This is a genomic window from Actinosynnema sp. NPDC050801 (assembly GCF_040673975.1).
Classification (GTDB): Bacteria; Actinomycetota; Actinomycetes; order Mycobacteriales; family Pseudonocardiaceae; genus Actinosynnema.
This window is the reverse complement of sequence record NZ_JBFAQZ010000003.1, coordinates 513422-540273: the sequence shown is the minus strand read 5'-3', so window position 1 is coordinate 540273 and position 26852 is coordinate 513422. Positions and strand designations below refer to the sequence as shown.

Annotated in this window: 15 protein-coding genes; 10 read left to right on the top strand and 5 right to left on the bottom strand. The window is 72.4% G+C overall.

Going from position 1 to position 26852, the window contains the following annotated elements:
* Positions 1-445: 445 nt before the first annotated feature.
* The gene (locus AB0K14_RS10315) at positions 446-2059 is read left to right on the top strand and encodes a hypothetical protein (protein ID WP_360465484.1); all 1614 of its coding nucleotides are present in this window, start codon (positions 446-448) and stop codon (positions 2057-2059) included.
* A 104-nt stretch (positions 2060-2163) separates the two neighbouring features.
* Here the strand turns inward: AB0K14_RS10315 and AB0K14_RS10310 are convergent, their stop codons facing one another.
* Together AB0K14_RS10310 and AB0K14_RS10305 are read right to left on the bottom strand one after the other, a co-directional pair.
* The gene (locus AB0K14_RS10310; RefSeq protein ID WP_360461223.1) at positions 2164-2535 is read right to left on the bottom strand and encodes an STAS domain-containing protein; all 372 of its coding nucleotides are present in this window, start codon (positions 2533-2535) and stop codon (positions 2164-2166) included.
* A gap of 151 nt (positions 2536-2686) precedes the next feature.
* Positions 2687-5452: a SpoIIE family protein phosphatase gene (locus AB0K14_RS10305; RefSeq protein ID WP_360461226.1), complete on the bottom strand. Its 2766-nt coding sequence runs from the start codon at positions 5450-5452 to the stop codon at positions 2687-2689.
* A gap of 718 nt (positions 5453-6170) precedes the next feature.
* Here AB0K14_RS10305 and AB0K14_RS10300 point away from each other — a divergent pair.
* Together AB0K14_RS10300 and AB0K14_RS10295 are read left to right on the top strand one after the other, a co-directional pair.
* Entirely contained in the window at positions 6171-7541 is a 1371-nt protein-coding gene (locus AB0K14_RS10300; protein WP_360461229.1) for an ornithine decarboxylase, read from the top strand.
* Positions 7542-7658: 117 nt separating this feature from the next.
* Entirely contained in the window at positions 7659-8438 is a 780-nt protein-coding gene (locus AB0K14_RS10295) for a serine hydrolase (RefSeq protein WP_360461232.1), read from the top strand.
* Between the two features lie 242 nt (positions 8439-8680).
* On the opposite strand, the gene AB0K14_RS10290 is transcribed toward AB0K14_RS10295, so the two are convergent.
* The gene (locus AB0K14_RS10290; RefSeq protein WP_360461235.1) at positions 8681-9886 is read right to left on the bottom strand and encodes a hypothetical protein; all 1206 of its coding nucleotides are present in this window, start codon (positions 9884-9886) and stop codon (positions 8681-8683) included.
* Positions 9887-10165: 279 nt separating this feature from the next.
* Between AB0K14_RS10290 and AB0K14_RS10285 the strand changes: the two genes are divergently transcribed.
* From AB0K14_RS10285 to AB0K14_RS10275, 3 genes are read left to right on the top strand one after another with little or no spacing between them, the layout of a single operon-like run.
* Entirely contained in the window at positions 10166-12865 is a 2700-nt protein-coding gene (locus tag AB0K14_RS10285) for a hypothetical protein (RefSeq protein WP_360461239.1), read from the top strand.
* Positions 12862-14916 carry a PQQ-binding-like beta-propeller repeat protein gene (locus tag AB0K14_RS10280; RefSeq protein ID WP_360461242.1) on the top strand — a complete coding sequence of 685 codons (2055 nt, stop codon included), beginning with the start codon at positions 12862-12864 and terminating at the stop codon, positions 14914-14916. Before AB0K14_RS10285 ends, AB0K14_RS10280 begins: the two co-directional genes overlap by 4 nt.
* A gap of 1 nt (position 14917) precedes the next feature.
* Positions 14918-18331: a hypothetical protein gene (locus AB0K14_RS10275; protein ID WP_360461245.1), complete on the top strand. Its 3414-nt coding sequence runs from the start codon at positions 14918-14920 to the stop codon at positions 18329-18331.
* A gap of 3 nt (positions 18332-18334) precedes the next feature.
* Here AB0K14_RS10275 and AB0K14_RS10270 read toward each other — a convergent pair whose 3' ends face one another.
* Entirely contained in the window at positions 18335-19348 is a 1014-nt protein-coding gene (locus AB0K14_RS10270) for a hypothetical protein (RefSeq protein ID WP_360461248.1), read from the bottom strand.
* Between the two features lie 132 nt (positions 19349-19480).
* Between AB0K14_RS10270 and AB0K14_RS10265 the strand changes: the two genes are divergently transcribed.
* Positions 19481-21625 (top strand): MMPL family transporter, encoded by a 2145-nt coding sequence (locus AB0K14_RS10265; protein ID WP_360461251.1) that lies wholly within the window; start codon positions 19481-19483, stop codon positions 21623-21625.
* Positions 21626-21690: 65 nt separating this feature from the next.
* On the opposite strand, the gene AB0K14_RS10260 is transcribed toward AB0K14_RS10265, so the two are convergent.
* Positions 21691-21936 (bottom strand): hypothetical protein, encoded by a 246-nt coding sequence (locus tag AB0K14_RS10260; protein WP_360461254.1) that lies wholly within the window; start codon positions 21934-21936, stop codon positions 21691-21693.
* 222 nt (positions 21937-22158) lie between these two features.
* On the opposite strand from AB0K14_RS10260, the gene AB0K14_RS10255 reads away from it, so the two are divergent.
* The 3 genes from AB0K14_RS10255 (at position 22159) to AB0K14_RS10245 (ending at position 26849) form a co-directional block, all read left to right on the top strand.
* Positions 22159-23040, top strand: coding sequence for a hypothetical protein (locus AB0K14_RS10255; RefSeq protein WP_360461256.1), 882 nt, complete (start codon positions 22159-22161; stop codon positions 23038-23040).
* Positions 23037-24863, top strand: coding sequence for a sigma-70 family RNA polymerase sigma factor (locus tag AB0K14_RS10250; protein ID WP_360461259.1), 1827 nt, complete (start codon positions 23037-23039; stop codon positions 24861-24863). The genes AB0K14_RS10255 and AB0K14_RS10250 overlap by 4 nt, the downstream gene beginning before the upstream one ends.
* Positions 24864-25205: 342 nt before the next feature.
* Entirely contained in the window at positions 25206-26849 is a 1644-nt protein-coding gene (locus AB0K14_RS10245; protein ID WP_360461261.1) for a serine/threonine-protein kinase, read from the top strand.
* Positions 26850-26852 lie beyond the last annotated feature (3 nt).

Genomic DNA, 26852 nt, shown 5'->3' with positions numbered 1-26852 from the left:
ATTCGGGATGAGCGAAGACAGATCGAAGGCAGAGCCGCCGGCGGAGCAGGAAGCACCGCAGGCCACCGAGCCGACAGCGGCCGACTCGCCGCCCGCCGGACCGGATCCGGCTGAACCGCCAGCCGCTGCACCACCAGCCGCTGCACCGCCGGCCGCTGAGCAAGTGGTCGCTGAGCCGCCGGCTGCTGAACCACCAGTCGCTGCACCAGTCGCTGAGCCGGTGGTCGCTGCACCGCCGGTCGCTGAGCCGCCAGTCGCTGAACCACCAGTCGTGGGACCGGTGGTCGCTGACTCGGTGGTCGCTGAACCACCAGTCGTGGGACCAGTGGTCGCTGAACCGGTGGTCGCAGGGCCACGAGTCGCCGAGCCACTGGCTGCTGAACCGGTGGTCGCTGGTTCACCAGTCGCGGGACCGGTGGTCGCTGAACCGGTGGCCGCCGGTCCGATGACCGCACACTCCTCCGAACCCCCGGCGGCCTACCCCGCCGTGGCGGATTCGTGGGCGCGGCCGATCGGGCCGGAGGGGCAGGGCGAGTGGGTCGACCCGACGCCGACCGACCCGATCCTGCGGATACCCCCGGTCCCGCCCGAGCCGCGATCCACTGCGGCCGCCGTGCTGTTGAACCTGACCGGGGTCGGTGCCGGTTACTTCTACCTTCGCCGTCGTTGGCAGGCGTGGACGGCGGCAGTCCTCGCCGTCGTGCTCGTCGTCGTCGCGTTCGCCACCAACGCGGCGGCCAACCCGTGGTTGTGGCGGATCCTGGCGGCGGTCTGGCTCGTGATCCTCGTCCTCGACGCGCGGCGGATCGCGGTGCAGCACCCGCCGGTCGCGAACCGCCGGCCCGTGGTGATCGGAGCCATCGCGGTGGTCGCCGTGGTGGGCGCGTACATCGGGTACGGCGCGCTGGGACGCGGCGCCTACGACGACGGGCTCGCCGCTCAGGGCCGCGGTGACTGCGCGGCGGCGACCGGCCGGTTCGAGGCGGTGACCGGGCCCTACGAGCTGACGCTCAGCTCGGACATCGCCGCGGCGAACCGCGGTCTGGTCGAGTGCGCCGACTTCACCCGTGCGGCCGACTCCGAGGACGAAGCCACCGCCGTGGAGCGCTACGGCCAGTTCCGCCGCGACCACCCGGACAGCCCGCTGACGCCGTTCGTCCGCGACGGGCTCGTCGAGACCTACTCGACCTGGGCCCGCCGGCTGCGCGACGAGGGCCGGCCGGCCGATGCGATCAAGGTCTACCGCGACCTGCTCTCCGAGGACGAGTCGTTCGCCCCGGAGGTCGCCGACGCCTACCTGCGGCTGGCGAAGCAGCTCACCGCCGAATCGCCCGTCGGCGCCAGGGCGGCGGCCACCGCTCTTGAGGCGATCGCCGACGAGTTCGGTGGCACGCCGAGCGCCAAGGAGGTGCCCGCGGCGTTCGACGCGCTCTACGCTGCGGCCACCGCGCCGCTCGCCGCCGGCCGGCCGTGCGATGTGTTGGACGTGCTCGCCTTCTTCGCGGGCCTGACCAACGAGGTCGCCGCGAAGGTGGCGGGCGAGGCGAAGAACCAGTACCCGCGCGCCATGCTCGACTGCGGGCTGAACGAGCTGCGCGAGGGCCGGGCGGAGCACGCGGTCGCCACGCTGAACCGGTTCGTCAGCACCTTCCCCGGCCATGGCGACCTGCCGCAGGCCCAGTCGGCGCGGATCTCCGCCCAGGTGGCCGTCGGCACCGGCGAGCGGGTGGCGGTGCCGGCACCCCTCGGCGCGGGCGGTCCGATCACGATCACCTTCGTCAACACCGTCAACAGCTCGATCAACATCAAGCTGGCGGGCTCCACCGCGCACGAGTTCACCCTGCCGCCGTGCACCTCCTGCCCGGAGTTCTACGCGCCCGGCACCGGCGGGAACGCCTGCGAAGCGCCCACCGGGAAGCCCTCGTTCGACGTCGGCCTGGGCGAGGGCACGCACCACGTGCTCGCCGACTTCGACGACAGCGGAGAACTGGTCAAGCAGCTCGACGCCAGTGTCGGCGGGTTCGACCTGTACTGCCTGTACTCGGAGCGCAACAGCTGATCCGGGGCGCGCCGCCGGACCCGGCACAGGTCCGGCGGCGCGCCTTCAGCGTTTGCTCCTGCGGTTCGACCTGCGCCACCGGCCGTCGGGCCGGGCCGGATCGCCTACCGGGTCTCGGCACGCACGGCGACGAGGGCCTCGGCCAAGGTCTCGTGCAGCGGCAGCAGCTTGTCCATCGCGGTGACCTCCAGCGAGTGGCGGACGCTGCGGCTGGCCACCACGTGCACCGGGCGCTGTTCGCGGGAGGCGTTGTGCACCCGGATGTGGCTGAGGGCGGCGATGCCCGAGGAGGCGAAGAACGTCACCCCGGACAGGTCGACCACGAGGGCTTCGGCTCCGTCGTCGAGGACGTCCACGCAGCGTTCGCGCAGCGCGTCGCTGTTGGACATGTCGATGTCCCCGATGATGCTGACGATCACCGCACCGCCATCCACGGCGGTGGTCGGTCGCGGTGTGGGCGTCTCGGCTTCGGTCACCGCAACATCATGGCCGCTCCGCCCGGTTCCGCATAGCGATCTTGTGGACGAGTGCCGGACGCCGAGCGGATCAGGCATCCGGTCCACGCCGTCTGCCTGCGGAGCGGACCTCCACGTCCGGTACTCGGCCGGCTCGTCGGTGCCGGGGTGCCTACCCGGCCTCGGTCCGGTCGTCCGTGATCCGGATGGAGAGGGTGTCGCTGGTCAGTCCGCGCAAGCCGGACAAGGACAGCACGCGCGCGGGCGCGGTCCCCTCGACGGCGTGCACGGTCAGGGCGCGGCGGGCGCGGTGCGCGATCGCGGCGGCTTCCAGCAGCAGGGCGATGCCCGAGCTGCTGAGGTAGCCGACCCCGCCCAGGTCGATCTCGACCGGTCGCGGGTCGGTCGAGTCGATCCCGGCTGTCAGGGCCACGCGCAGGTCCTCCACCGTCGTGAGGTCCATGTCGCCGGTCAGGCGCAGGACCTGCACCGGGGCGTCGTCGGCGGAGTCGGTGACGCGGGCGTGCTCGTGGGGCGGTTCGGCCACCACCACGACGGGGACGGGTGCCCGCGTCGGCTCGTCGGTGAGGGCGAACTCGACGGTCGTGCCGTGCTCGGTGTGGCGGAACTCGGCCCGTTCGGAGATCGTGCGGATGATCTGCAGGCCGCGACCGCGGTTGCCCTTGTCCTCGGGTTCGGGCCGCCAGCGGCCGTGGTCGCGGACCGTGACGTGGACGCCGGTGGCGGTGGCGGCGAGGTCGTAGGTGAAGTCGCCGGTCGCGTCGGGCGGGTACGCGTGGTCCACCGCGTTCGCCGCGGCCTCGCCGAGGGCCAGTTGGAGGTCGTCCATCAGGTCTGCGGACAAGCCGGCGGTGCAGGCCCACGCGGTGACGTTGCGGCGCATCACGGACAGCTCGGCGGGACGCGCCGGCACGGTGTTGCGCAGCGGCGGGGGCAGGTGGCGGGCGACGACCAGCGCCACGTCGTCGTCCTGGCCGCCGGCCAGCAGCGACGCGGTGATGGCGTCGCTGAGCGCCCGGGGCGGCAGGTCGTGCGCGTTGCGGACGGTGTCGAGCAGCCGTTCCAGGCCCTGGTCGGCCACCGTTCCGCGGCGTTCGACCAGCCCGTCGGTGTAGAGCACCACGGAAGCGCCCGGTTCCAGGTCGGTGGTGTGGTCGCGGTAGGGCGCGCGTCCCGGTGCGCCCAGCACCGCTCCGGTGTTCCCGGAGAGGAACCGCGCGCCGCCGGAGGCGTCGAGGACCAGCGGTGGCGGGTGGCCGGCGACGGCCCAGCACAGCCGGCCGGTGCTCCAGTCGAACGTCAGGCAGGCGCAGGTGCTGCCCGCCGCGCCGTTGACCCGGGCGGTGAACGCGTCGAGCCGCTCCAGCGCGGCGGCGGGCGAGTGACCGTCGAGCAGGTAGCCCGCCAGGGCGCTGCGCAGCTGCCCCATCACCGCCGCGGCGGTCGGACCCTTGCCGACGACGTCGCCCACGGACAGGGCGACCGCGGTGCCGTCCAGCGGTAGTACCTCGTACCAGTCGCCGCCGATGTGGGAGTGGGTGGAGGCGGGCAGGTAGCGGGCGGAGGTGGCCAGCCGGTCCAGCGCGGGCAGCTCGCGGGGCAGCAGGCTGCGCTGCAGCGTCTCGGCGATCTCGTGCTCGTGCTGCAACAGCCGTTCCCGCTCGGCCTCGGCGCGCTGGCGCTCGGTGACGTCGCGCCCGATCGCCTGGACGCCGGTGGGCGTGGCCTGGATGCTCAGCTCCACCTCCACCACCGTGCCGTCGACCCGGCGCAGGCCCCACACCTCGGTGACCACCTGGGCAGCGGACAGGTCGGCGGTCAGCCGGGCCAACCGGCCGACCGCGTCCGGCACGACCAGGTCTCCCACCGCCCGGCCGACCAGGTCGTCGCGCCCGTGCCCGAGCAGCGTGCACGCGGCCTGGTTGACCTCGACGAACCGCAGCTCGTGGTCCAGCACCCAGATGGCGTCGGTGGCCCGTTCCACGAGCAGCCGGTGGCGCTGTTCGCTGTCGCGCAGCGCACGGTCGGCGTGCGCGCGCTGCAACGACTCCCAGCACCTGTTGACCACCACCGACACCACCTCGACCTCCTCCGGCGTCCAGCGCCGGGCGGTCGCGTGGTGCACGGCCATGGCCGCGGCGAACCGCCCGCCGCGCAGCAGCGGCAGGCAGATCACCGCCCGGATGCCGGTGAACCGGTAGGCGGCCAGGTCCTCCGGACCGAGTCGGGGGTCGTTCTCGCTGTCCTCCACCACCCACGGCTCGCCCGCGCGCATGGCCCGCAGCGCGCCCTCGCCGAACTCGGCCATGGCGAACCGGCCGGGCAGCGGCGGCAGCCCGGTGGCGTGGTCGCCGCTCATCACGAAGTGGTCCTCGTCGGCCTCGGCCCGCGCGTAGGCGCACCGATCCACCCGCAGGTGCTCGCCGAGCAGGCGCGTCGCCAGCGCCATCAGCTCCGCGGCGTCGTCCAGGCGCTGCAACTCGCGGTCGAGGCGGGCGAGGAACCGCTGCCGCTCCAGCTCCGCGTGGCGTGCGGTGACGTCGTTCAAGGCGCCGCGAACCGTCCTCGGCGTGCCGTCGGCACCGCGCACGACGTGCAGCTTCTCCTTCAACCGCAGCACGTCGCCCCGCGCGGTCACCACGCGGTACTCCACCTCGAACACGTCCCGCCCGGGCTCGTCGCGCCACCGCGCCTCGGTGGCCTCGGCCCGGTCGTCGGGGTGGATCAGCGAGCCGAGGAAGTCCGGCTCGGCCAGCCAGCGACCGGCCGGGTGGCCCAGCAGCCGCTCGGCGTGGGCGGACACGAACGTGCAGCGGCGGGTCCGCGCGTCGGCCTGCCAGAGCACCACGGCGAGCCCGTCCACCAGCTCGCGCAAGTCGGTGGCCACGACCGGCACCGCCTCGGATGCGGCATCCATGTGCGTCAACCTTCCACCGTCGCGCGAACCGGTCGGAGCAGTCCGGCCCGGAACTCCGACGACCAGGCAAACGATCGAGCCGAGGACACTTGCGGGCCCCCTCCGACCACCCTATCCGCACGCGGCCCGGGACTGCCTGTCCCCGGGCTGCGTGCGCGGTGGTGGGTCGCGGTGGTGGGTCGAGGTGCGCTGGTGGTGTTGCGGTGCCCGGCGTGCGGCGGCATCGCCGGGGAAGAAGCGGCCTCCGGTCGCCTTGGGGGGAGGCGGCGGCCGGAGGCGGGCAGCCCCGGGCCGCGTGCTGGGGGAGGCTTGCGGCCGGGGGCGGGTCGAGGGGTCAGGTCGAGGGGTCGGTACGGCGGTCGCCTCTCGGCGAGTGGCACGACGCGGCTCCAGCCGAACGGTGTTCCGCGAAGGCGATACAGGTGAGGTCCGGGGGACACGGACCGCACCGACCACCCGTTACAACGGCACGACGCGTGCCGGTGTTCCCGGTCGGGAGTGCCCTCCGTCACCCGGTCCGGGACCGGGCCGCTGCCCGGAGGACAACGGCGGCGGCGGGTGATGTAGCCCGACCGGCGGCGGGCGTGTTCAAGTGGTCCTCTTCTGGTTACTCCATTCGCATGAACCACAGCAGAGCACCGGTGTTAAAAGCGTTGCAGGCGTTCCGGGAGCGTGGCATCACGCCGTTCAACCCGCCCGGCCACCGCCAGGGCTCGGTGTGGACCCCCGTGTGCTGGAGGTCGTCGGCGAGGCGGTGTTCGCCTCCGACGTGATCGCGCTCAACGGTCTGGACGACCGGCTGAGCAGCCAGGGCGTCATCGAGCAGGCGCAGCAGCTCATGGCCGACGCCGTCGACGCCGAGCAGGCGTTCTTCTCCACGTGCGGCAGTTCGCTGTCGGTCAAGAGCGCGATGCTGTCGGTCGCCGGGCCGCACGAGAAGCTGATCGTGCCCCGGCACGCGCACAAGTCGGTCACCTCGGCCCTGATCCTCAGCGGCGTGTCGCCGGTGTGGCTGTCGCCGCACTGGGACGCGGAGCGCCACCTGTCGCACCCGCCGGGCCCGGACGAGGTGCGGGCGCTGTTCCGGGCCGAGCCCGAGGCCAAGGGGATGCTGCTGGTCACCCCGAACGACTACGGCACGTCCGGTGACATCGCCGCCATCGCGGAGGTCTGCCACGAGTTCGGCAAGCCGCTGATCGTGGACGAGGCGTGGGGCGCGCACCTGCCGTTCCACCCGGACCTGCCGCAGTGGGGCATGGACGCGGGCGCCGACGTGGTCGTGACCAGCGTGCACAAGTCCGGCGCGGCGGTGGAGCAGAGCTCGGTGTTCCACCTCCAGGGCGATCTGGTGGACCCCTACGCGCTCAAGTCGCGCGAGGACCTGCTGGGCACCACGAGCCCGACCTCGCTGGTCTACGCCACGTTGGACGGCTGGCGGCGGCACATGGTGCAGCACGGCGAGGAACTGCTCACCGCGGCGCTCGCGCTGGCGCACGCCACCTGTGCCTCGATCGACGAGCTGCCCGGTCTGCGCGTGATGGGCGAGGCCGAGTTCGTCGGCGAAGGTCTCTCGCACGCCCTCGACCCGCTCAAGATGGTCATCGACCTGACCGACCTGGGCATCAGCGGCTACCAGGCCGCCGACTGGCTGCGCGAGCACCGCGACGTCGCCCTCGGGCTGTCCGACCACCGCCGCGTCGTCGCCCAGTTCACCCACGCCGACGACCACCGCACCGCCGCCGTCCTGCTCGACGCGCTGGAGGCCCTGGTGAAGGCGGCCGACGACCTGCCCCGGCCCACACCGGTCGACCTGCCCTCGCCCGACGAGCTGCAACTGGAGACCGCGATGCTGCCCCGCGACGCGTTCTTCGCCGAGGTCGAGCAGGTGCCCGCCGACCAGGCCGTCGGCCGGATCAGCGCCGAGATGGTCACCCCGTACCCGCCCGGCGCGCCGGCCGTGCTGCCCGGCGAGGTCATCAACCAGGCCGTCGTGGACTACGTCCGCTCGGGCCTCGACGCCGGCATGATGCTGCCCGACCCCGCCGACTCCGAGCTGAAGACCTTCCGGGTGGTGGTCCGCAAGCGCTGACGGAGGCGCCACGGCTCGCCCGGCGCGCGTCGCCGGAAACCCGGGTGCGGTCCTCGCGGGAAGTCGACATGGTGCGGGCCGCGGGGCCGGGACGTCCCAGGCACGCTGTCCACCCTCGTGGGGATCGCGGTGGCGGATGGCCTGGTCACCGACCTGGACACACCGCTCGGGCGGGTGCTCGACATCCCGGGCACGCCGGCCGAGGACCACACCCTGCGCCACCTCCTGACCATGACCCGCGGCAGCGAGACCGAGGGTGAGTGGGACGTGGCCAAGGTCTTCTCCCGGCCACACGGCTGGGTGCGGCACCTGGCGTCGGCGCCGCAGGTGACCAAGCCCGGCACGCGGTTCCGGTACGACAACGCGGCGGCGCACCTCCTGGGCGCCGCCCTGACCCGGTTCGTCGGGATGCCCGTGGCCGAGTACGCGGCGGCCCGGTTGTTCACCCCGTTGGGGATCGAGGTCTGGGGCTGGTCCACGGACCCGGAGGGGATCGCCGTGGGCTGGGCACACCTCCGCCTGCCCGCGCACGGGCGGGGTGCGCTGGGACGGCTGTGGCTCGGCGGAGGCCGGTGGCACGGCGAGAGCCTCGTGGACCCGGGCTACGCGGCCGAGATGGTGCTGCCGCAGAACCCCGGTGGCCCGCCCGAGGGGTGCCGGTACGGCTACCTCCTGTGGATCGACGAGCACGGCCCGTTCGCGGGCGGCTGGGCCGGCCGGCACATCACGCTCGTGCCGGACGCCCAAGCGGTGGTCGTGACCACCGGTGACCCCCGGTTCGACCCGGGACCACCACCGCGTGACGACCTCCCCGACGACTGGCGCCCCGCCCGTGACCTGATCATCGCGGAACTGGTCCCGGCCCTGGCGATGAGCGCACAGGGCCGCCTTCGGTGAGGTGCGGCGCCAGCCTGCTCGCGGTGTGACCCGCCACCTCGACAGGAGCGGTGCTGATGTCTGTCAACGTTCCGCAGTGGTCGTCCCGTCGCGCTTGATACTCCAATTCCGCCGGCCCGGCCACCTGTTCCTGCCAGGACCTCCGTCAGGTGTCATCGAAATCGTCGATGCACCATCCCTGTGATCAACTAATTGATCGCCATCGTATACAACAGAGTGCTTCCTCACAGTTCGAGTCATGATCATGTCGCCGACTGTCCTCGGGTTCGCTTGAGATGTTGTCTGGCCAGGTCGAGGGAGAATATGCTCGAAGGGTCCATGTGCTCGATTGTTGCGAGGTCGGCGAGCGAAGGGTCGTCAACCGCGACGAACTCGATCGCAGGGCGAGTGGCCGTCGCCGTCTCGGATTCCCAACTTCCCACAGCCGTCGACCTGAGGGTTTCCAGGTAGTCGGGAGAGGTGAAGTGTGCGGTCAGGGCGATCGTCAAGCTGCCGTCACTGAGATCGATTCCGAGGCCGGTGCAGAAGAGTGACAGATCGCCGTTGTCCAGTTGGGCGACGAGGTCGGGCGCATGGGGTAGTTGGAATATCCAATCCAGATCGGAGCGAGGCGTGGTGGCCGCGCGAATAACCGGTTCCAGATCGAAGAACTCCTCGATGAACTCTTTCAGGAAGTTGTAGTAGATGGTTCCATACCGGCTCTTGGCGGACCGCAGTCGGTTGCTCTCCAGGCCGAAGATCGGTGCGACACCGTACATGCCGGCTGCGTTCACAACGGCATCCGAACGGCGTTGCAGGGCGATGAACTGCTCTCCGTGCTCGGAGTCGAACACACAAGTGACGGTTGCGGCGAGGGTGACCGGGCCGAATTTGCCACTCGTCGCGTCCGAGAATCGGCCGAAGTGGCCGAGGGGGATCGGCTTTCTTCCGGTCGAGCTGTTCGCTTCGGTGGACAGTTGCTGTGCGAGTGTCACATAGCCGTAGTAGTTGCAGATCCCTGCCGTCAAGATGGGCTTTCCCGTGCTATCGGTCTGCATGCCCTTGAGGTACACGGCGGGACCGTCCCAGATGCGAGCGCCTCTTGCGATCTTGCTCTTGATGAGCCGCTCGTCGACCGGGAAGGGGTTGGCGTCGAGGTCGTCCAGCACCACTGGATCATCTTCTGTTGTTGCGTCAATGCGACCGATTGGTGGGATCTCGTTGTCGTGCAGGATGGGCAAGGTCTGACCCGCGAATGTCTGGACGGTGTAGAGGTGGTCTGCGATCCCCGCACTCCGATAGATGGTGAGGATGTTGTGCGAGTGTTTTGCCGAGCTGTCCAAGTGTTTGGCCTTACGTCGGTGGCGGGACAATCGATGTGCGGCCATGGTGGCTCTTGCGGATCTGTACGCTTGCTGCGCGACGACCCCGGCAATGGCGCCTAATAATAGTAGGATCGCATCCTTCATGGAAGTATCCGTTCTGGCGAAGATCAGTTATGGGGCTATCTCCCTGCTGGTCCTTGCCGTTACAGGTGTTCGCAGGTCATCGGCGCGCTCGACCGCACGGCCCGGGCGCAACGCGTCAAGGAAAGCCGTCGAGTGGGAGCCGGGCGCTTGGTGAGGTGCGTGTTGCCCGGCCCGAGTTCGGATCGTCACCCGTATGGATGACCTCGTGACGCGCAACGGTGGCCACCGAACGGACGATTCACCAGGTAGGCGGCCGCTGCGGCGGTGAGGAGGCGACGGATGTCGGACTTCCTGGTACTGCGGGGTGTGGACCACGTCCTGCTCGGGGTGACGTGGAGTGGCTTCAGCCGGTCCTCGGCGGCCGACGGCACGCCCGTGCTCACCGCGAACGGCGACGCGCGGCTCGTGGTGGTGTTCCCGCCGCAGCACGTCGCCGAGGAGGCCTCGGCCCCCTTCTCCCCGGCACCGCTGCTGTCCGGCGACCCGCCCGTGCCGGTGTGGCGGTCGCAGCTGTGCGGCCCGAGCCGGGTGGTGGTCGCGGTCGACGCCGGCACCGTGGTGCCCCTGACCGCCGCCGGACTCCTCAGCGCCCTGGCCGACGCACGCCTGGTCACCGGATCGGGTGAGACCGCGATCGAGCTGCCGTGGCGGCTGCTGACCGAGCCGGTGGCGGCCGGACCGGTGCGGTGCGCCCACCCGGCCGACCCGGTGGTGGCGGACGGCGTGACGGGCCTGTGGCGGACGAGGGTGCACGGACCCGCCGCCACCGCGCTGGACGCCGGTCTGGCGTTGCGACCGGTCGCCGGGGGCCCTTCGGACGACCCCGGTTTCGTGATCCCGCTGCCCGCTGCGGAACGGGCGGTGATCGTGGCGAACGCGGCCGTGCGGCCCGCCGCGGCGAGCCGTCTCGACCTCAGCGCCGCGGGCGGCACGCTGTGGGTGGACGCGGCGTGGGACAACCTCCACTGGCGGCACCGCGCGGTGCTGGGCCGGGACCTGACCGTGCGCACCTCCACCACCGGCGTGCTGTTCCCGTTCGGCCACCGCGCCCAGCACGCGACGGTCACCGAACGGATCATGGACCCGGCCGCCGGTGGCGCGGCCGTGCTGCGGCACTGGAGCGTGCTCACGGTGACCGAGCCGGTGCGGCGCACGCCCGCCGACGCGGCGGTGCGCCGGGCGTTCCCGTTCGACGAGGTGGAGATCACCACCCGGACGTTCACCGACCTGGTCACGCCGACGAACTGGCAGCTGTTCCCCACCCCCGCCGGCGTGCCGCTGCCGACCTTCTTCCACCCGCTGAAGGGGGACGGGACGCCGCTGCGGTTCCCGATCCGGTTCGCCAAGCCGGGCGGCGACCTGCACTGCACCCTGCCTCTGATCTTCGTCGCCGACCACTCCCCGGTCTTCGCCTCGCTCACCGACCCCGGCTTGGGCCTGCTGCTCGCGCAGTCCTACCGCGAGCGCGTCGCCACCCCGGGCACCAACATCGACGTCGTGCGGTCGGCCAACCGCGTGGACGGCGACGTGCACGAGGTGCACGCGATGGTCACGACCGGCGTGCTGGCCTCCGACGGCTACCGGCCCCGCCTCACCGAACTGGAGGTGCGGCTGCCGGCGCTGCGGTCGCTGTTGGGCCACGACCGGCCCTCGGTGGTCACGTTCGCCGAGCGCTACCTGCGCGAGGGCGACCGGGCGGACGTGCTGTTCGACCTGGCGCAGCCGATCAAGGTCGACTTCACCGCGCGTGCCGACCGGTCCGGCGGCCTGGTCTCGCCCGCCTTCACCGCGACCGCGCTGTCCCGCTCGCTCGGCCCGGTGAACCTCGACGCGCTGCCGAACGCGGTCACCGGGCACCTCGACCCCAAGCGGCTGTTCCCGGCCGAGGCGACGCTGCTCGGGCTGCCGCTGCGCGACCTGGTCACGCAGGTGACGTCACCGCCGAAGATCACCTCGTTGGTGCACACCGGCCGCCCACCGGACGTCACGCTGAGCTGGGAGGACGTCAAGCTCGTCGCGCACGGCCCGTTCCGGCCCGCGCCGGGATCGCGGCTGACCCTCACCGCCACCACCTCGCCCACGGCCAGGACGACGTGCCGGGTCAACGACGTCGCCCTGGTGCTGCCACCGGGACCGAAGCCGCTGCTGGAGGTGCGGTTCGGGCTGATCGAGTTCACCCAGGTCGCCGGGCGCGAGCCGGACCTGCGGATCGAAGGCCTGAAGACGCAGTTCCGCGGCGTGCTGCAACTGCTGGAGGAGTTGCAGGACGCGGTGGACCTCGGCACGGCCCGCAAGGTCCTCGACGTGACGTCGAGCGGGATCACCGCCCGGTACGCGCTGCCGGTCCCGGCGGTGGCCACGGGCGCGTTCTCCCTGCGCAACGTCGCCGTGCACACCGCCGTGGAGGTGCCGTTCGACGGGCGGCCGGTGCGCGTGTCGCTGTCGTTCGGCTCCAAGGCGGCGCCGTTCGCGCTGAGCGTGCTGATGTTCGGCGGCGGCGGCTACCTGGAGATCGAACTGGACCGGGACGGGTTGCGGCGGCTGGAGGCGGCACTGGAGTTCGGTGCCCAGGTCGCCGTCGACTTCGTCGTGGCGCGCGGCGAGGTGCACGCGCTGGGCGGGGTCCGCTTCACCCTCGAACGCGACGGCTCGGTGTCGCTGGAGGGCTACCTGCGCATCGGCGGGTCGGTCGAGGTGCTGGGGCTGGTGTCGGTGTCGATCGAGGTGCGGATCGGGCTGACCTACCGGTCCGAGCGCAAGTCGCTGGTCGGGCGGGCCACGATCGTGGTCGAGATCGACCTGACCCTGTGGTCGGACAGCGTGGAGCTGGACAGCGGCGAGTGGGTGCTCGCGGGCGGGTCCGCGCCGGAAATCCTGCGCGCCGCGCCGGAGGGCCTGCTCACCGCGTCCGCCACCGACGAGGTGGACCGCTGGCGCCGGTACCGGGACGCGTTCGACCACGCCGGGAGGCAGCCGTGAGCAGACCGCACAAGACGTTCGGGTTCCCCGCAGCCGTCACCGCCATCGCGTGGACGGCCGACAGCAGGCACTTGGCCGTCGGCGCGACCACGACCCCCGAGGGTGGGCCGGGCGCGGTCTCGGTGATCGACGCGGAGAGCGGCGCCGTGCTCTGGACGCGCCCCGAGCGCTCGGGCGTGGCCGCGCTCGACGTGAGCGCGGACGGCAAGTGGTGCGCGGTCGTGGAGCAGCGGACCAAGGAGGTGCTGAACACCGCGACCGGTGAAGTGCGCAGCGGCACCGACAGCTTCATCACCCTCGCCGACTCGGTGTCCATCAGCCCCGACGGGCGGGCCGTCGCCGCCGCGGGGTGGTCCAGCGGGATCGTGGGCAGCCAGGAGGTCTGGGTGTTCGACGCGACGACGGGCGCCGAGCGGTGGCGCGTGACCGCCGACCTCACCAACGACTCCCAGGGCAACCGGATCGCGTTCAGCCCGGACTCCCGCACGGTGGTGGCGATGCTGGTCGACGAGACCGTGCTCCTGGACGCCGAGACCGGCAACGAACTGCACCGGCTCACCCGCGGCAGCAGGTGCTTCGCCGTCAGCCCGGACTCGCGGGTGGTGTGCGTCGGACGAGCCGGTGGCAAGGCGGCGGTGTTCCACCTCGGGGAGTCCGATGAGGACGTACCGGTGCGGGTGGACGTGCCCGTGCACGACTCGCTCGACCTGCTCGACGTCTCGTTCAGCCCGGACGGCCGCTGGTGGGCCGGCTCGCTGGACCTCGGACCGCGGGTGTTCGACGCGACGACCGGCGCGTCGAGGTTCCCCGACGAGCCGGTCATCGAGGAGTGCGGCTGGGTCGTCTTCAGCCCGGACCTGCGCTTCCTGGCCGCCACCAACGGGCATCGCGAGCCCCCGGCCTCCGGGCTGACGGTGCTGGACGCGGCGTCCGGCGCGGTGCTGTGGTCGGACGACGGTCCCGATTTCGCCGAGGACATCGCGTTCAGCCCGGACGGCCGCCGGGTCGCCACCGGTGGCGAGACCGGCCAGGGCGGCGGGTTCGTCCACGTCTACGACACCGGTGTCGAGCGCGTCCGGTTCGTGCGCGCCGCGGCGGCGACCCGCCTGGCGATGTCGCCGATCGGCGCGCCGGTCGCGGCGGTCGCCGACGCCGACCAGACGGTGGTCGTCCTGCACGCCACGGCCTCCGAGCCGTTGCTGGAGCGCCCGCACCCCGGCCCGGTCACCTCGCTGGCGCTCAGCGCGGACAACCAGTTCGTGGTCACCGGGTGCGTGGACGGCAAGGCCAGGTTGTTCCGCACCCTCGTCGCCGGCGCCCAGTCGGGCTGGGCCGTGGACCACGGCCAGTCGGTGAACGCCGTCGCGGTGAGCGCCACGGCCGTCGCGACCGCGTGCGCCGACCGGACGGCACGGGTCCTGGAGATCGCCACCGGTGTCGAGCGGTGCAGGCACAGCCACCCCGCGCCCGTCACGTCCGTCGTGTTCTCGCCCGACGGCACGGCGATCGCGACCGGCGCGAACCGCTCCACCACCGTCGTCGACGCGACGACCGGGGCGTCGCGGCACCGCTTCGACGGCGACGGCAAGGTGCGGGCGCTGGCCTTCAGCCCGGACGGCAAGCTCCTGGCCTCGGGCAACGAGGACGGCGTGGTGCGGTTGGTCGACCCGACGTCCGGCACCGCGAGCGGCGAAGTCGTGCACGCCCGGCCGGTGAGCGCGGTCGCGTTCAGCCCGCGGTTGAGGCAGTTGGTCACCGGCGGGATCGACCGGGTGGTCCGGATCGCCGAGCTGACCGACGCGGGGCCGGTGGTGCGGCACACCGTCGCCTTCGACGCGCCGATCCGGGCGCTCGCCTTCCACCCGGCGGGTGCGGCGGTGGCGGTGTGCACCGAGGGCGCCACGGTCCGGGTGGTCGACGTGGTGACGGGGGAGGACCGGTACTGGGTGCCGCACCCGGCGCCGGTGCGCGACGTGGCGTTCAGCGGGGACGGGTCGCTGCTGGTCACGGTGTCGGAGGACGGCGTGACCCGGTTCTGGGCCGGGGGCTGACATGAGCGAGCTGCTGTGGGTGCCGATCCCCGGCGGGCTGGCCGGTGACCAGGCCGTGGTGCAGGTGCTGGTGGTGCCCCGGCTGGCGTCGGGGACGGTGGCCGACTTCGGCCTGCGGGACTGGCCCGCCACGCTCGCCTCCGCCTCGTTCGAGATGCGCACCAAGACCTCCGAGGGCATCCGGGCGGTGGAGGTGCCGATCACCTACCGCGAGGTGGCCGACTCGGCGGTGTGGCACGCGTTCTTCGACGGTGACGCGGGGTTCGTGCACGAGTTCACGCCCAGGAGCCACCCGCCGCCGCGGGTGGACGACACGTTCGGGCAGGCGGGACACGTCGCGGCGACCTACCGCGCGTCGGCCAAGGACGTGGCCGTCGCGGGCACGGACGACACCGACGCCGTGGTGCGACCGCACCTGGCCACGTGGTTCGACGAGACCCCCGTCCCGGCCGAGCCGGAGCCGCCACCGGTGCCCGTGCACGTCGCGCGGGACTTCCACGGCACGGTGTCGCTGCTGCGCGAGCACCCCGCCGTGCTGCGCAAGCTGGGCCTGGTGTTCGAGGTGGTGCTCGACCGGTCGGCGCTGGCCGTCGGCGACCCGGCGGGGCGGTTGTTGTCCATCCGCTGCCCCGACCCGCCGTTGAGCTTCCTGGTCACCGCGCCGTGGACGCACTACCTGCTCACCGACGACCGGTTCGTGCCCGCGCCGTCCGGTGACGCGGCCACCGACATCCGCGCCGGCCTGCTCGACCTCGACCAGGCGAGCCGGGTCACCGACGACGCGGACCGGCCCCGGCCGCGCTGGGCGGTCACGACGGTCGACGTGGACGGCGCGGTGGGGAGGCTGAGGGACGCGGCGAAGACGGCGGTGTCCGACGGGGCGGCGGCGCTGCCGCCCATCCGTTCCGCGGGGATCGCGGTCGTGCGGCCGGGCCGTGCGCAGGACTTCACCCGCCTCACGGAGACCGCGTCGCGCAACTCGGCCCTGGAGTCGTTGAGCGACGCGGAGTTCCACGCCGAGGACCTGGTGCTGGGCTACCGCGTGGACGTGCGCGCCGGTGACGACGAGCGCTGGCACCCGCTGTGCGCGCGGCAGGCGGGCTACCGGGTGAACGGCCTGGTCATCGCCGAACGGGACCAGGTGGAGGAAGGGCACGTGAAGGCGAACGCCGCCGTCCGGGTGGCCGACGGCTCGCTGCGGGCCGACGAGATCGTCACCCGCTGGGACGGGTGGAGCCTGGTCGTGCCCCGGCCGGACCTGCTGTCGGCCACCGGGGGCGCGGCGCGCAAGCCCGGCGTCGCGCTGCCGTTCGACTTCACCTGGGAGCACCGGTTGGCGCCGGGCAGCCTGCCGCCGCTGCGGTTCTCCCGCAGCTACAACCTCCGGGTGCGGATCGCGGACCTCGCGGGCGGTGGCCTGTCGGTGGACCAGCACAGCCCCAGCTCGACCGCCACGGACACCGTGGTCTACCGCAGGCACGAGCCGCTGCCGCCGCCGGTCGTGCACGTGACCGGTCCGCTCGCGGTCGGCGCGACCGTCGACCGGCTGGTGATCCGCGGCGACCACGACCGCACGGTCGCGCAGGTCTCGGCCGACGACCCGACCTACCCGACGACCGACCGCCGCGGCCTGGTGCCGGCGGAGGCCGGGTTCACGCTGGTGGAGCAGCACGGCGAGTTCGACCCGCCGGTGACCGCGGAGCAGTCCTGGCAGTGGGCACGGCGGGCGCTGGCGGCGTTCGAGAGCGGCGGCGGCCTGCCCGACCCGGCGGTGGCCGGTGTCGCGGCACGGCTGCGCGCCGAACCCGGCGGTGTGGCCGAGCCGATCGTGGAGCGCTCGGCGTGGCACCCGGCGTGGCCGGACCCGGTGGCGAAGTCGGTCGAGCTGGTCGAACGCGGCCCCGACCGGCCGATCACCCTGCACTGGGACGGCGACCGGCTCGTCGTCGGGCTGGCCAAGGGCGAGCACGTGACGGTGGCGCTGTCCTCGACGTTGCGCGACCAGTACGTGGCCCACTTCGAGATGCAGGACTGGCTGACCCAGCCGGGCGTGCCGCCGCAGTCGTTGGTGGAGGCGCAGAAGGGCGGCCACCCGCTGCTGTCGCCGCCGCGGGTGCTGCGGCTGGTCCACGCGGTCCGCCGGCCGCTGGTCGAGCCCCGCTGGCGGCTGGCGCGCGACGCGGTCGTCCGGGAGGAGGGCGACACGACAGCGGTGCTGCACCCGAAGTTCGGCGAAGGTGACCTCAACACCGACAGCACGCTCGAAGTCGCGGTCGCCGCGCGGTGGACGGAGAAGTCGGACACCGGCGAGGAGGTCGTGCAGGTGGAGCACCTGCACACCGAGCCGGTCGAGCGCGGCGCGCCCCGGTTCGAGCCGCTGCGCCACTCGTTCGGCGACACCAAGCACCGGCGGGTCGTGTACACCCTCACCGCGGTGAGCCGGTTCCGCGACTGCTTCCACGACTCGGAGCCGGACAGCGCGTTCCGGGTCGCCAAGGCGCAACCACCGGTCGTCATCCCGTCGAGCGCCCGTCCGCCCGCGCCGGTCGTGCTCTCGGTCGGGCCCGCGTTCCGCTGGTCCGCACCGCAGGTCTCGCAGTTCCGGGTCGAACGGGTGCGGGAGGGCGGGTGGCTGCGCGTCGAGCTGGCCCGGCCGTGGTTCGTCACCGGTGAGGGCGAGGCGCTCGGCGTGCTGGTGGCGGCGGGGGCGGAGAGCCCGTTCGTGACGCGGATCGGGCGTGACCCGGCGTTCGCCTCGCCCGCGCCGCCCGCGTTCCCGGACCCGGCGTGGTTCCCCGGCAAGGAGGCCGACCGGGTGCTGCACCCGGAGGCGCAACAGCACGTGCACGTGGTGCCGCACGGGGTTTCACTCGCCGGGGACCGGTGGCTGGCCGACGTCCGCATCGCGCCGCCCGTGTCGTCGTACTACCCGTTCGTGCAGCTGGTGCTGGCTCGCTACCAGCGCGAGAGCCTGCGCGGCCTGGCGTTGTCCACGGCGGTGGTGGCGGACCCGGTGCGGCTGCCACCGGACCGGCGGCTCGTGGTGAGCCGGACCGACACCGGCATGCTGGTCGAGCTGACCGGCACCGCCCCGGATCCGCCGAACCTGTTCGAGGTGGTGCTGGAGCACCTGGTCGCCCCGCCGGGCACCGACCCGGGCACGGTCGAGCTGACCGGCCTGCCCGACGCGCCCGACGACGTGCCGGCGTGGTTCCCGGTGGACGACTTCATGGCGACCGGCGTCGTGAACGAGACCGTGGACCTGCCCGAACCACCCGACGACCGCGGTCCGCTGCGGCTGCGGGTCCGCGAGGTCGAGTTCGCCGCGACCGACTCACCGCCCGGCGTCCCGCTGGAGCTGCTCGAACGGTCGGTGTTCGTCGACGTGGTCCGGATACCGGACGACTGGGTCTGACCGCTACGCCCACACCATCGAGATCTCCAGCTCTTGCTCCAGCAGCTGGATGTCGCACATGGCCCCCCACGACCCGGTGTCGTCAGCGCCCCACAGCAGGCCCACGGCGGTGGTGGGGTCGTTGCCCAGCACCACGACCGAACCCGAGTCGCCGGGCCGGGCGAAGACGAGGTCGCCCCCGTTGCGCGCCCGGTCGACCCGCAGCTCGATCGACGCGATCATGAACCGGTTGGGGCCGAACGGTGTCCTCCACGGCATGGACAGGCGTGGCGAGACGACCTTGCCGTGGGTCACCCGCGTCATGGCCCCGCGCTTGCTGACCTCGATGTCCGTGCGGATCGCGCGGTCGGTGGCGGTGATCGCGTCGGCGAGGTTCGGCTGCTGCGCGTCCTGGCCCATGATGTGCCGGGACGCGGTGCGGTTGTGCGCGAACGCCTCGTCCAGGTCGAACACCGCCGCGTCGAAGCCCCCGATGCGGATCGGGTCGGTGCCCGAGGTCAGGGCGAAGTCCGGGAAAGCCACCTTCGCGACGCGACCGACGTTGTCGTCGCGCGGCACCGGCGGGGGGAACGGCGGCGGGCTGTTGGGCTGCCACACCGTGAAGGGGAAGTCGGCGCCGCGGTCGCCCACGACGTGGAAGCAGGTCAGCCCCAGCAGTTGGCCGCTCGCTATCGCCGACGCGTCCTGCACGATCGCGCCCATGGTGCCGTGGTCGCTGTGGTTCGGGTTGGTGATGTGGATGCCGCCGTGCAGGTCGGGGTACCGCTTGAGGTCCGCCCCGGCCAACGGCTCGTAGCTCCGCTGCACCAGGCAGACGTCCACACCCGCGAGGGCGTCCGGCAGGCCCGCGGGGAGGTCGTCGAGGTCCTCGACGAGGATGCGCACGGCGAGGTCGTCGTCGAGCACCTCCCCGTCCACCTCCCGCAGGCCCACACCGACACCCGTGACGCCGGGGATCATCAGCAGCCCGACCTCGACCTCCATCACCGCGTCGAGCACTTCCTCAGGGATCTCCACCGCGGCCTCCCGACCTCGTCCGGACCTGTCCGTCCCAGCGTCGACCGAACGCTCTCCGAAGTCACCACCCCCCGCTGGTTGTCACTTGATGGGGTGACGGAATCCTGGTGGCCGTTGAGGGCTGGGGGACTGATGAGTGCTGCGTTGCACGACGGCCCGGCCGCCAGGGCCATCGCGGCGGTGGGCCGGGTCTGCGCCCGGCACCGGTTCGTCGTCATCGGTGCATGGGTGCTGTCGGCGCTGGCGCTGGTGCTGGCCGCGCGGGTGATCGGCACGCCGACGGACAACGACGTGAGCCTGCCGGGTACGGACGCCCAGCTCGTGCGGGACCTGACGGCGTCACCGGGGAGCCCGCTCACCTCCGGGACGGTGATCCTGGTGGCACCGGACGGGCGGCTGGACGACGGGCCGCGCTCCGCCGTGCTGGCGGCGACGGCGACCGCCCTGCAAGGGGTCGAGCACGTCACCACGGTGAAACCGCCGTCGCTGCGGGACGGGTCGCTGTCCGCGGACGGGCGCACCGGCTGGTTCACGGTGGGCCTGGACGTCCGCCGGGCCGAGTTCACCAAGCCGATGGCCCACGCGGTCACCGACGCCGCCCGGCCCGCCGCCGACGCCGGTCTGCGTGTCCTTCCCGGTGGTGCGTTCGCCCAGGTCCTCGACGGCTCGGGCAGCACCGGCAACGAGTACTTCGGCCTGGTCCTGGCCGCCCTCGTGCTCTTCCTCGCGCTGGGCGGCCTGGTCGGTGCGGCGCTGGCGCTGCTGTCCGCGGCGCTCTCGGTGCTCGCGACGCTGGAGATCGTGGGGCTCGCCGGGAACCTGACCTCGATGCCGGCCCAGGCGTCGACCCTGGCCCTCATGGTCGGTCTCGGCGTCGGCATCGACTACTCGCTGTTCCTGCTCAGCCGGTTCCGCGCGGTGGCGCGGGCGGGTCTGCCGGTGCCGCAGGCCATCGAACGCGCGGTCGCCGACTCCGGCACGGCGGTGGTCGTGGCCGGTGTGACGGTCGCGGTCGCGCTCGCGGGACTGGCCCTGACCGGGGTGCCGCTGCTGCAGACGCTCGCCTGGACGTGCGGGATCGCGGTCCTGTTCGCCGTGCTCGCCGCGCTCACCCTGCTCCCCGCGCTGACCTCGCTCGCCGGGCGCCGGGTCGCCCGCGGCGGGAGGCTGTTCAACCGGCTGTCCGGCCGCACCGGTCCCGGTGGGTTCTGGGCGCGCCAGGCGGACCGGGCGACGCGCCGGCCCTGGCTGGCGGGCGGGGCCGCGCTGGTGCTGCTGGCCCTGCTCGCCGCACCGGCGACCGACCTGCGACTGGGCCAGCTCGACGCCGGGTCCTGGCCGGAGACCACCGCCGTCCGCCAGGCCGACGACGCCATCTCGGCGGCGTTCGGGCTCGGCGCGGGCACGCCGCTCACCGTGCTGGCCCGGTTGTCGACGCCGGCCACCGACGCCCGGGATCCCCGCGTGCCCCCGCTGGAGGCGGTGGTGCGGTCCCAGCCGGGGGTGGCCGCCGTCGGGCCGGCGAGGCTGTCCGAGGACGGGCGGGTCGTCACGGTCCAGGTGATCCCCACGACCTCGGGCGGTGACCCGGCGACGGCGGACCTCGTCCACCGCCTGCGGGGCCAGACCGTGCCGGGCATGACCGTGCACGTCGGCGGCGGCGCCGCCGCCCGGGTGGACCTCGCCGACCGGGTCACCGACAGGCTGCCGCTCGTCATCGGAGTCGTGCTGCTGCTGTCGGTCGCGGTGCTGCTGCCGGCCTTCCGGGCGCCGCTGCTCGCCCTCAAAGCGGCCGCCATGGACCTCATCTCCATCGGGGCGGCCTACGGCGTCCTGACAGCGGTGTTCACCTGGGGGTGGGGTGTGACGTGGATCGGGCTCTCCGGCCCGGTGCCCATACCGAGCTTCGTGCCGCTCATGCTGTTCGCCCTGCTGTTCGGCCTGTCGATGGACTACGAGGTGTTCCTGCTGAGCGACGTGCAACGTCGCTGGAAGCTGACCGGGGACAACCTGCGCTCGGTCCGCGAGGGTCTGATCGGCACCGGCCGGGTGATCACGGCGGCGGCGGCGATCATGGTCGGGGTCTTCCTCGCCTTCGTGCCCAACGACGACCCGACGATCAAGATGTTCGGCGTGGGCCTGGCGGTCGCGATCGCCGTGGACGCGACCATCGTCCGCTGCCTGCTCGTCCCGGCCACGATGGCGCTGCTCGGCGACCTGAACTGGTGGACCCCGGGCCGCAAGCGTCCGAAGGTCGCCGAGAACGCCGGCGTCTGAAGTGGGCGGCGGCAGTGTGGTGGGCGGCAGGGGAGTGGGCGGTGGTCGTCGGGTGATCCGGTCGGTCATCTGCCGATCACCCGGTCGAAGAAGGCCGTGGCGCCGGCGGCACCGATCACCCCGCTGGGGATCGTCAGGCCCGGGTGCTGCCCGGCCCACGTCAGCAGCAGGACCGTGCCGACTCCGCAGAGCACGGCCGGCAGGAGGACCACCGCCGTCCGCAGCGACAGCAGCGGATCCGTCCCGCGGTCGCGGCGGTCGTCGTGGCAAGGGTCGTTGCCCGGGGTGGGGCCCGAGGTCGGAGCGGGCATGGGTTCGTCCTGTCGGTGCTCGGTGATCCGGAGGCCGTACCTCCGGCTGACACCAGGGATGTAGGTCGCCGATCCCGGCCGCGCCTACGTGAGGAAGATCCGAAAAACTTCCGCGGCGGATCCGTAGGGTCCACGCCCCGCACCGACATACGAGAGGGCGTGTCCTCTCCTCCGAGGACTCGGCTCGGCGTCGACGGCGCGTGACGGTGGAAAGCAGGGAGCATGGGCAGCGAGCGCAGTCGGACACACGCGGCGCTCGACCCCGCACAACTACAACACGGCGTCGACGGCTCCCCACCCGCGGCTCTCGCCGATGCCGACCAGCTCGCCGAAGTGGCACACGCCTTCCGCGATGACACCGGGCTGCGGGACACCGACGAACCGGACGTCGGAGTCGTCGAAGACGCGGAGTTGGAACGGCTGCTCAGACGCGAAGCCGACGCCGAGTTGTTCGCGCGGGTCAGGGCCGCCGGGTTCACCGGCCCCGAGTACGACACCCTCGTAGCGGACCTGGTGGCCTACGCGCTGCGGGTCCTGCTGCCCTGGCTGCGGCGCGGCCGGATCTTCGCCGAGTGCGCGGCGAAAGGGCGGCGGTTGGAGCACGAGACCTGGCACCGAGCACGATTAGCCACCTCCGACGACGACCGCCGGGAACTTGCCTACGAGACCATCGCCGAGGCGCTGACGCTCTTCCGCCGCTTGGCCGTGGAGGGTCGTGGCTGGACACCCGCGGGCGGTGCCTCGCTGACCACCTACTTCGTCGGCACTTGCGTCCAGCGCTTCCCCAACGTGTGGGACCGCTGGCGGAGGGAACAGGTCCCCGACATCCCGACCGAGGATCCCGTCGGCAGGTACGGCACCACAGGTCGACACCTAGACCTCGACGCCGATCCCGCCCGGCGCGTCACCTCCGAGGACTACGTCCGCAAAACCCTGGAGGCGATGCCGCCCAAGGTCCGCGTCGTCGCCGAACCTCTGGTGCTGCACGATTCGACGCTGGTCGAGATCGCCAAGGACCTGGACACCACACCCGGAGCCGTCGAACAACGCCTGCGCCGCTACCGCGCCCGGCATGTCAAGCACGACCACGGCGGGGAGTCATGACACCACCGCGCCCCGACACCACACCCCCTGACGCGACACCCCGCAACACCGCGCCCTCGGACACCGCACCTCCCGACCACCACCGGGTCCGGGAACACGCTGCCTGGCTGGCCAAGGTGACGTCCGGGCACTCCGAGTTCCCCGACACCCCCAACGACGCCCAACGCCGGATCGCCACGACGCTGGCCCTCATCGAGATCGGCCACCACGTCGCGCCGGCCGAGCGCACCGCCCCGGTTGCCCGCCCCACCGGACCGGATGCTCCGGGTGCGGCTGAGTTCGTGCGGGCCCTCGGCGACGAGACCGGACAGGACCGGCTCGCGGTGGCGACGATCGCGCTGGTCCGCGACGCGACGGCGACCGCTGTCGGCACCGTGTCGCTCACCGAACTGCTGTCCCTGGTCGAGCGCTCCTCACTGGGCACCGACCGCGCCCGCGACGCGCGGCGCCGCACCCGACCCGACGCCGTGCGGCAGATCCTGGCCCGCCACGCGACCACGATGATCGAGCCCGACACCGAGCGCAAGGTCGCCGCGCTCCAGGAGGAACTGCGCGACCTCGCCCGCGGACACGGGATCGGCGGCCCCGCCCTGCCCCTGCCCCCGATCGGGCCTCTCCTGACCGGGTTGGCGCGGCTACGACCCGACGACGACGTGACGGCCACCCGCCGACGCATCGTCGCTCTGCTCACCCCGGTCGTGGAGTCCTTGCCGTCCTACCAGTCCGTCGTCTTCGCCGAGATGACCTGCCTGGTCCCCGGCGGAGAACGACTGCCCATGAACGAACGCGTGGCGCGGGTCAGTTCGCGCGTCAACAGCAACCCCAGGACGACGCAACGGCGCTACGAGGAAGCCACCAGGGCAGTGGCCGCGCAACTGCTGATCCACCACGGCGGCGCGATCCTTTCCGACGATCAGGACGCCCCGAGCGACATCGGCACCCCGGAACCCGCCGCGGCCCCGCCGCGCGTGCAACGCCACCCCGGTTACGTCGACGAGCACGACGTGCAGCGGTGGCGCACCGCCGACACGGCGGCACTGCGCCTGGACCTCGACCGCGCGCTCCAGGTCGATGCACACCCGGCCGGCGGACCGCTCCCCTCCCGGCCGCCGTCCGACGCCGAACTGATCGAATCCGTGCGCGGCGGAGCGATCGAGGCCTACGGACGGCTCTACGAACGTCACGTCCGCGCTGCCCGCAACCTCGCCCGCACCGTGGCGAGGTCGAGCGCCGAAGCCGACGACCTGGTGTCGGAGGCGTTCGCCAAGGTGTTGGACGCGCTGCGCACCGGCGGCGGACCCGAGTCGGCGTTCCGGGCCTACCTGCTCACCGCACTGCGCCACACCGCCTACGACCGGACTCGGTCGGACAAGAAGCTCGTGCTCGCCGACGACGTGGAGGCCGTAACGGATGTCGAGTCCTCCCGGCCCCCTTTCCAAGACCCCGCTGTGTCGGCGCTGGAGCGATCGCTCGCCGCGCGGGCGTTCGCGAGCCTCCCGGAGCGCTGGCAGACCGTGCTGTGGCACACCGAGATCGAGGGAAAACCCGCCGAGGAAGTAGCATCGCTGTTGGACCTCACCCCGAAAGGGGTGTCCGCGCTGGCTTACCGTGCACGCGAAGGCCTCAAGAAGGCCTACGTCGAAGCCCATCTGGTCGGCGACCCCACGAATCGGTGCCGTGTCACCAGCGCGAAACTCGGTTCCTGGACGCGTGGCGGCCTCACCCGCCGGGAGACCGCGCAGGTGGAGGAACACCTCGACGAATGCGCGGGCTGCCGCGACCTGGCCGCCGAACTCACCGACGTCAACAGCGCCCTGCGCTGAACGGCACACCCGTCCCGTGGCTCGTCACGTACCTGGCAGAGCGCGTCGGGAGGGGTCCCCGCGCCGGCGGGTACGGTCCGTCCTGGACCGGGGCACCGACTGCCTCGTGGAACGCGCAGGCGTGGGACGAGCGCCGAACGAGAATGCGATCGACCCTGCCCGCGAGAGGGGAGCGGGCAGGGTCGCCAGCACGAGTCGACACAGGTGGTTCCCGACGCGGGAAATGACCTGGTCGATCAAAGGCCCGCCGTTGGCAGACCGAGTGGACCCGCTTTTCTTCCGCCGTCCCGGTATGTGCCGGAATGCGGTCCGGCAACGGAGGGTGGTCGGTATATTGCGGGCGTGACTGAGGGCGAGGGGAGACTTGTCGCTGCGCGGTACCGCCTGCGACAGGCGCTCGGTCGAGGCGGAATGGGCATCGTCTGGCATGCGTATGACGAGTACCTCGACAGAGAGGTGGCCATCAAGGAGATCGTGCCGCCGAGGGGGCGGGTGATCAGGGACGACGACCCGGAGGTCCGGCGTGCGCTGCGCGAGGCCAGAGCGGCCGCGAAGCTGAGCAAGCACCCCAGGGTCATCACGGTCTACGACGTGGTGACCGACGGGGGCCTGCCGTTGATCGTGATGGAGTTGCTGCAGGGGGGCTCGCTCAGCGACGCCTTGGAAGCCGACGGCCCGATGGCGGTGGACAGGGCCGCGCGGATCGGGATCCAGATCCTGGAGGCACTGGACTACGCCCACGGCAACGGCGTGCTGCACCGGGACGTCAAACCGGGCAACGTCATGCTCGTCGACGACCAGGTCGTGCTCACGGACTTCGGGATCGCGTTGATCGACGGCGACTCGGTGCTCACCGCGACCGGACAGCTCCCCGGAGTGCCGGAGTACATATCGCCGGAGCGGATCCGCGGAGAGGAAGCGCTGCCGGCGGCGGACCTGTGGTCGGTCGGCATCATGCTCTACGGCATGGTCGTCGGCCGGACGCCGTTCTCCCGAGGTGACGTCCAGGCGACGCTGGGGGCGGTGCTCTCCTGGGAGCCGGCCCCTGATCCGAAGGTCGGTCGGCTGGCACCGGTGATCGACGGGTTGCTCCGCAAGAAACCCGCCGAGCGCATGACGGCCAGGAACGCGATCGACAAGCTGACCGAGATCGCCGCCCTGCCGGCCTCGGCACCGCCCGGGACCAGGGTGCGGCTGGAGTACCCGACCAGGGTGGTCAACCCGACCGGTGAGCAGACGGTCGCCCACGGGACCGTGCCGAACACCCGCACCGCGGTGCCGCCGTTCTTGCCGGAGCCCTCACCGGGACGGGTCGCGCCGGACGCCCCTACGCTCCCTCCCGCCCCGCCTCCCAGGTCGCGGCCGACGCGTGGGCCGCTGATCGCGATCGGCACCGCGGTCGTGGTCGTGGCAGTGGTGGTCACGGTGGTCCTGGCGAACCTGCCACCGGGTGGTCAGGGCACCGCGTTGCCCACTACCACCCAGTCCGCGTCGACCGCGGCGAGCACTCAGGACTTCACGCTGAAGACCTACCGGGAACGCCTGGGCTTCGAGATCGGCATCCCGGCCGACTGGCCGCGCACCTCGTCGATCGACGGTGCACTCAGCTCCGTCACCTGGGTGGGCAGGCGGACCGACCCGAAGGTCGGCACCCTGAAGGTGGAGGTGCAGCGGAACACGAGCGAGCCCGGGGCGTCGGCGATCGACTCGCTGAAGGCCGAGGAGAAAGCCCAGCGCACGAGACAGCAGAACCTGGACTACCGCCGGCTCGAGTTGTCCGGCGACGCCTCGTCGGCGAACTTCGAGTGCACCTACCGCGCCGACACCGTCCACTACCGCACGCGGACGAGGGCCGTGGCATCCGGGGCGCTCTACAAGCTGACGTTCTCGCTGTACGCCACCGACCCGGGAACGCTGGAGGAGGAGTGGGCGGCTGCCGAACCGCTCATCACCGCCGTCCGTGACAGCTTCCGCCTGTCCCAGTGATGA

What these genes read in the sequence shown, in the direction of transcription:
- AB0K14_RS10255 (WP_360461256.1), top strand. Translation starts at nt 22,159, where the DNA reads ATGGGCAGCGAGCGCAGTCGGACACACGCGGCGCTCGACCCCGCACAA.
- AB0K14_RS10305 (WP_360461226.1), bottom strand. Translation starts at nt 5,452, where the DNA reads ATGGATGCCGCATCCGAGGCGGTGCCGGTCGTGGCCACCGACTTGCGC.
- AB0K14_RS10275 (WP_360461245.1), top strand. Translation starts at nt 14,918, where the DNA reads ATGAGCGAGCTGCTGTGGGTGCCGATCCCCGGCGGGCTGGCCGGTGAC.
- AB0K14_RS10265 (WP_360461251.1), top strand. Translation starts at nt 19,481, where the DNA reads ATGAGTGCTGCGTTGCACGACGGCCCGGCCGCCAGGGCCATCGCGGCG.
- AB0K14_RS10285 (WP_360461239.1), top strand. Translation starts at nt 10,166, where the DNA reads ATGTCGGACTTCCTGGTACTGCGGGGTGTGGACCACGTCCTGCTCGGG.
- AB0K14_RS10260 (WP_360461254.1), bottom strand. Translation starts at nt 21,936, where the DNA reads ATGCCCGCTCCGACCTCGGGCCCCACCCCGGGCAACGACCCTTGCCAC.
- AB0K14_RS10250 (WP_360461259.1), top strand. Translation starts at nt 23,037, where the DNA reads ATGACACCACCGCGCCCCGACACCACACCCCCTGACGCGACACCCCGC.
- AB0K14_RS10290 (WP_360461235.1), bottom strand. Translation starts at nt 9,886, where the DNA reads ATGAAGGATGCGATCCTACTATTATTAGGCGCCATTGCCGGGGTCGTC.
- AB0K14_RS10315 (WP_360465484.1), top strand. Translation starts at nt 446, where the DNA reads ATGACCGCACACTCCTCCGAACCCCCGGCGGCCTACCCCGCCGTGGCG.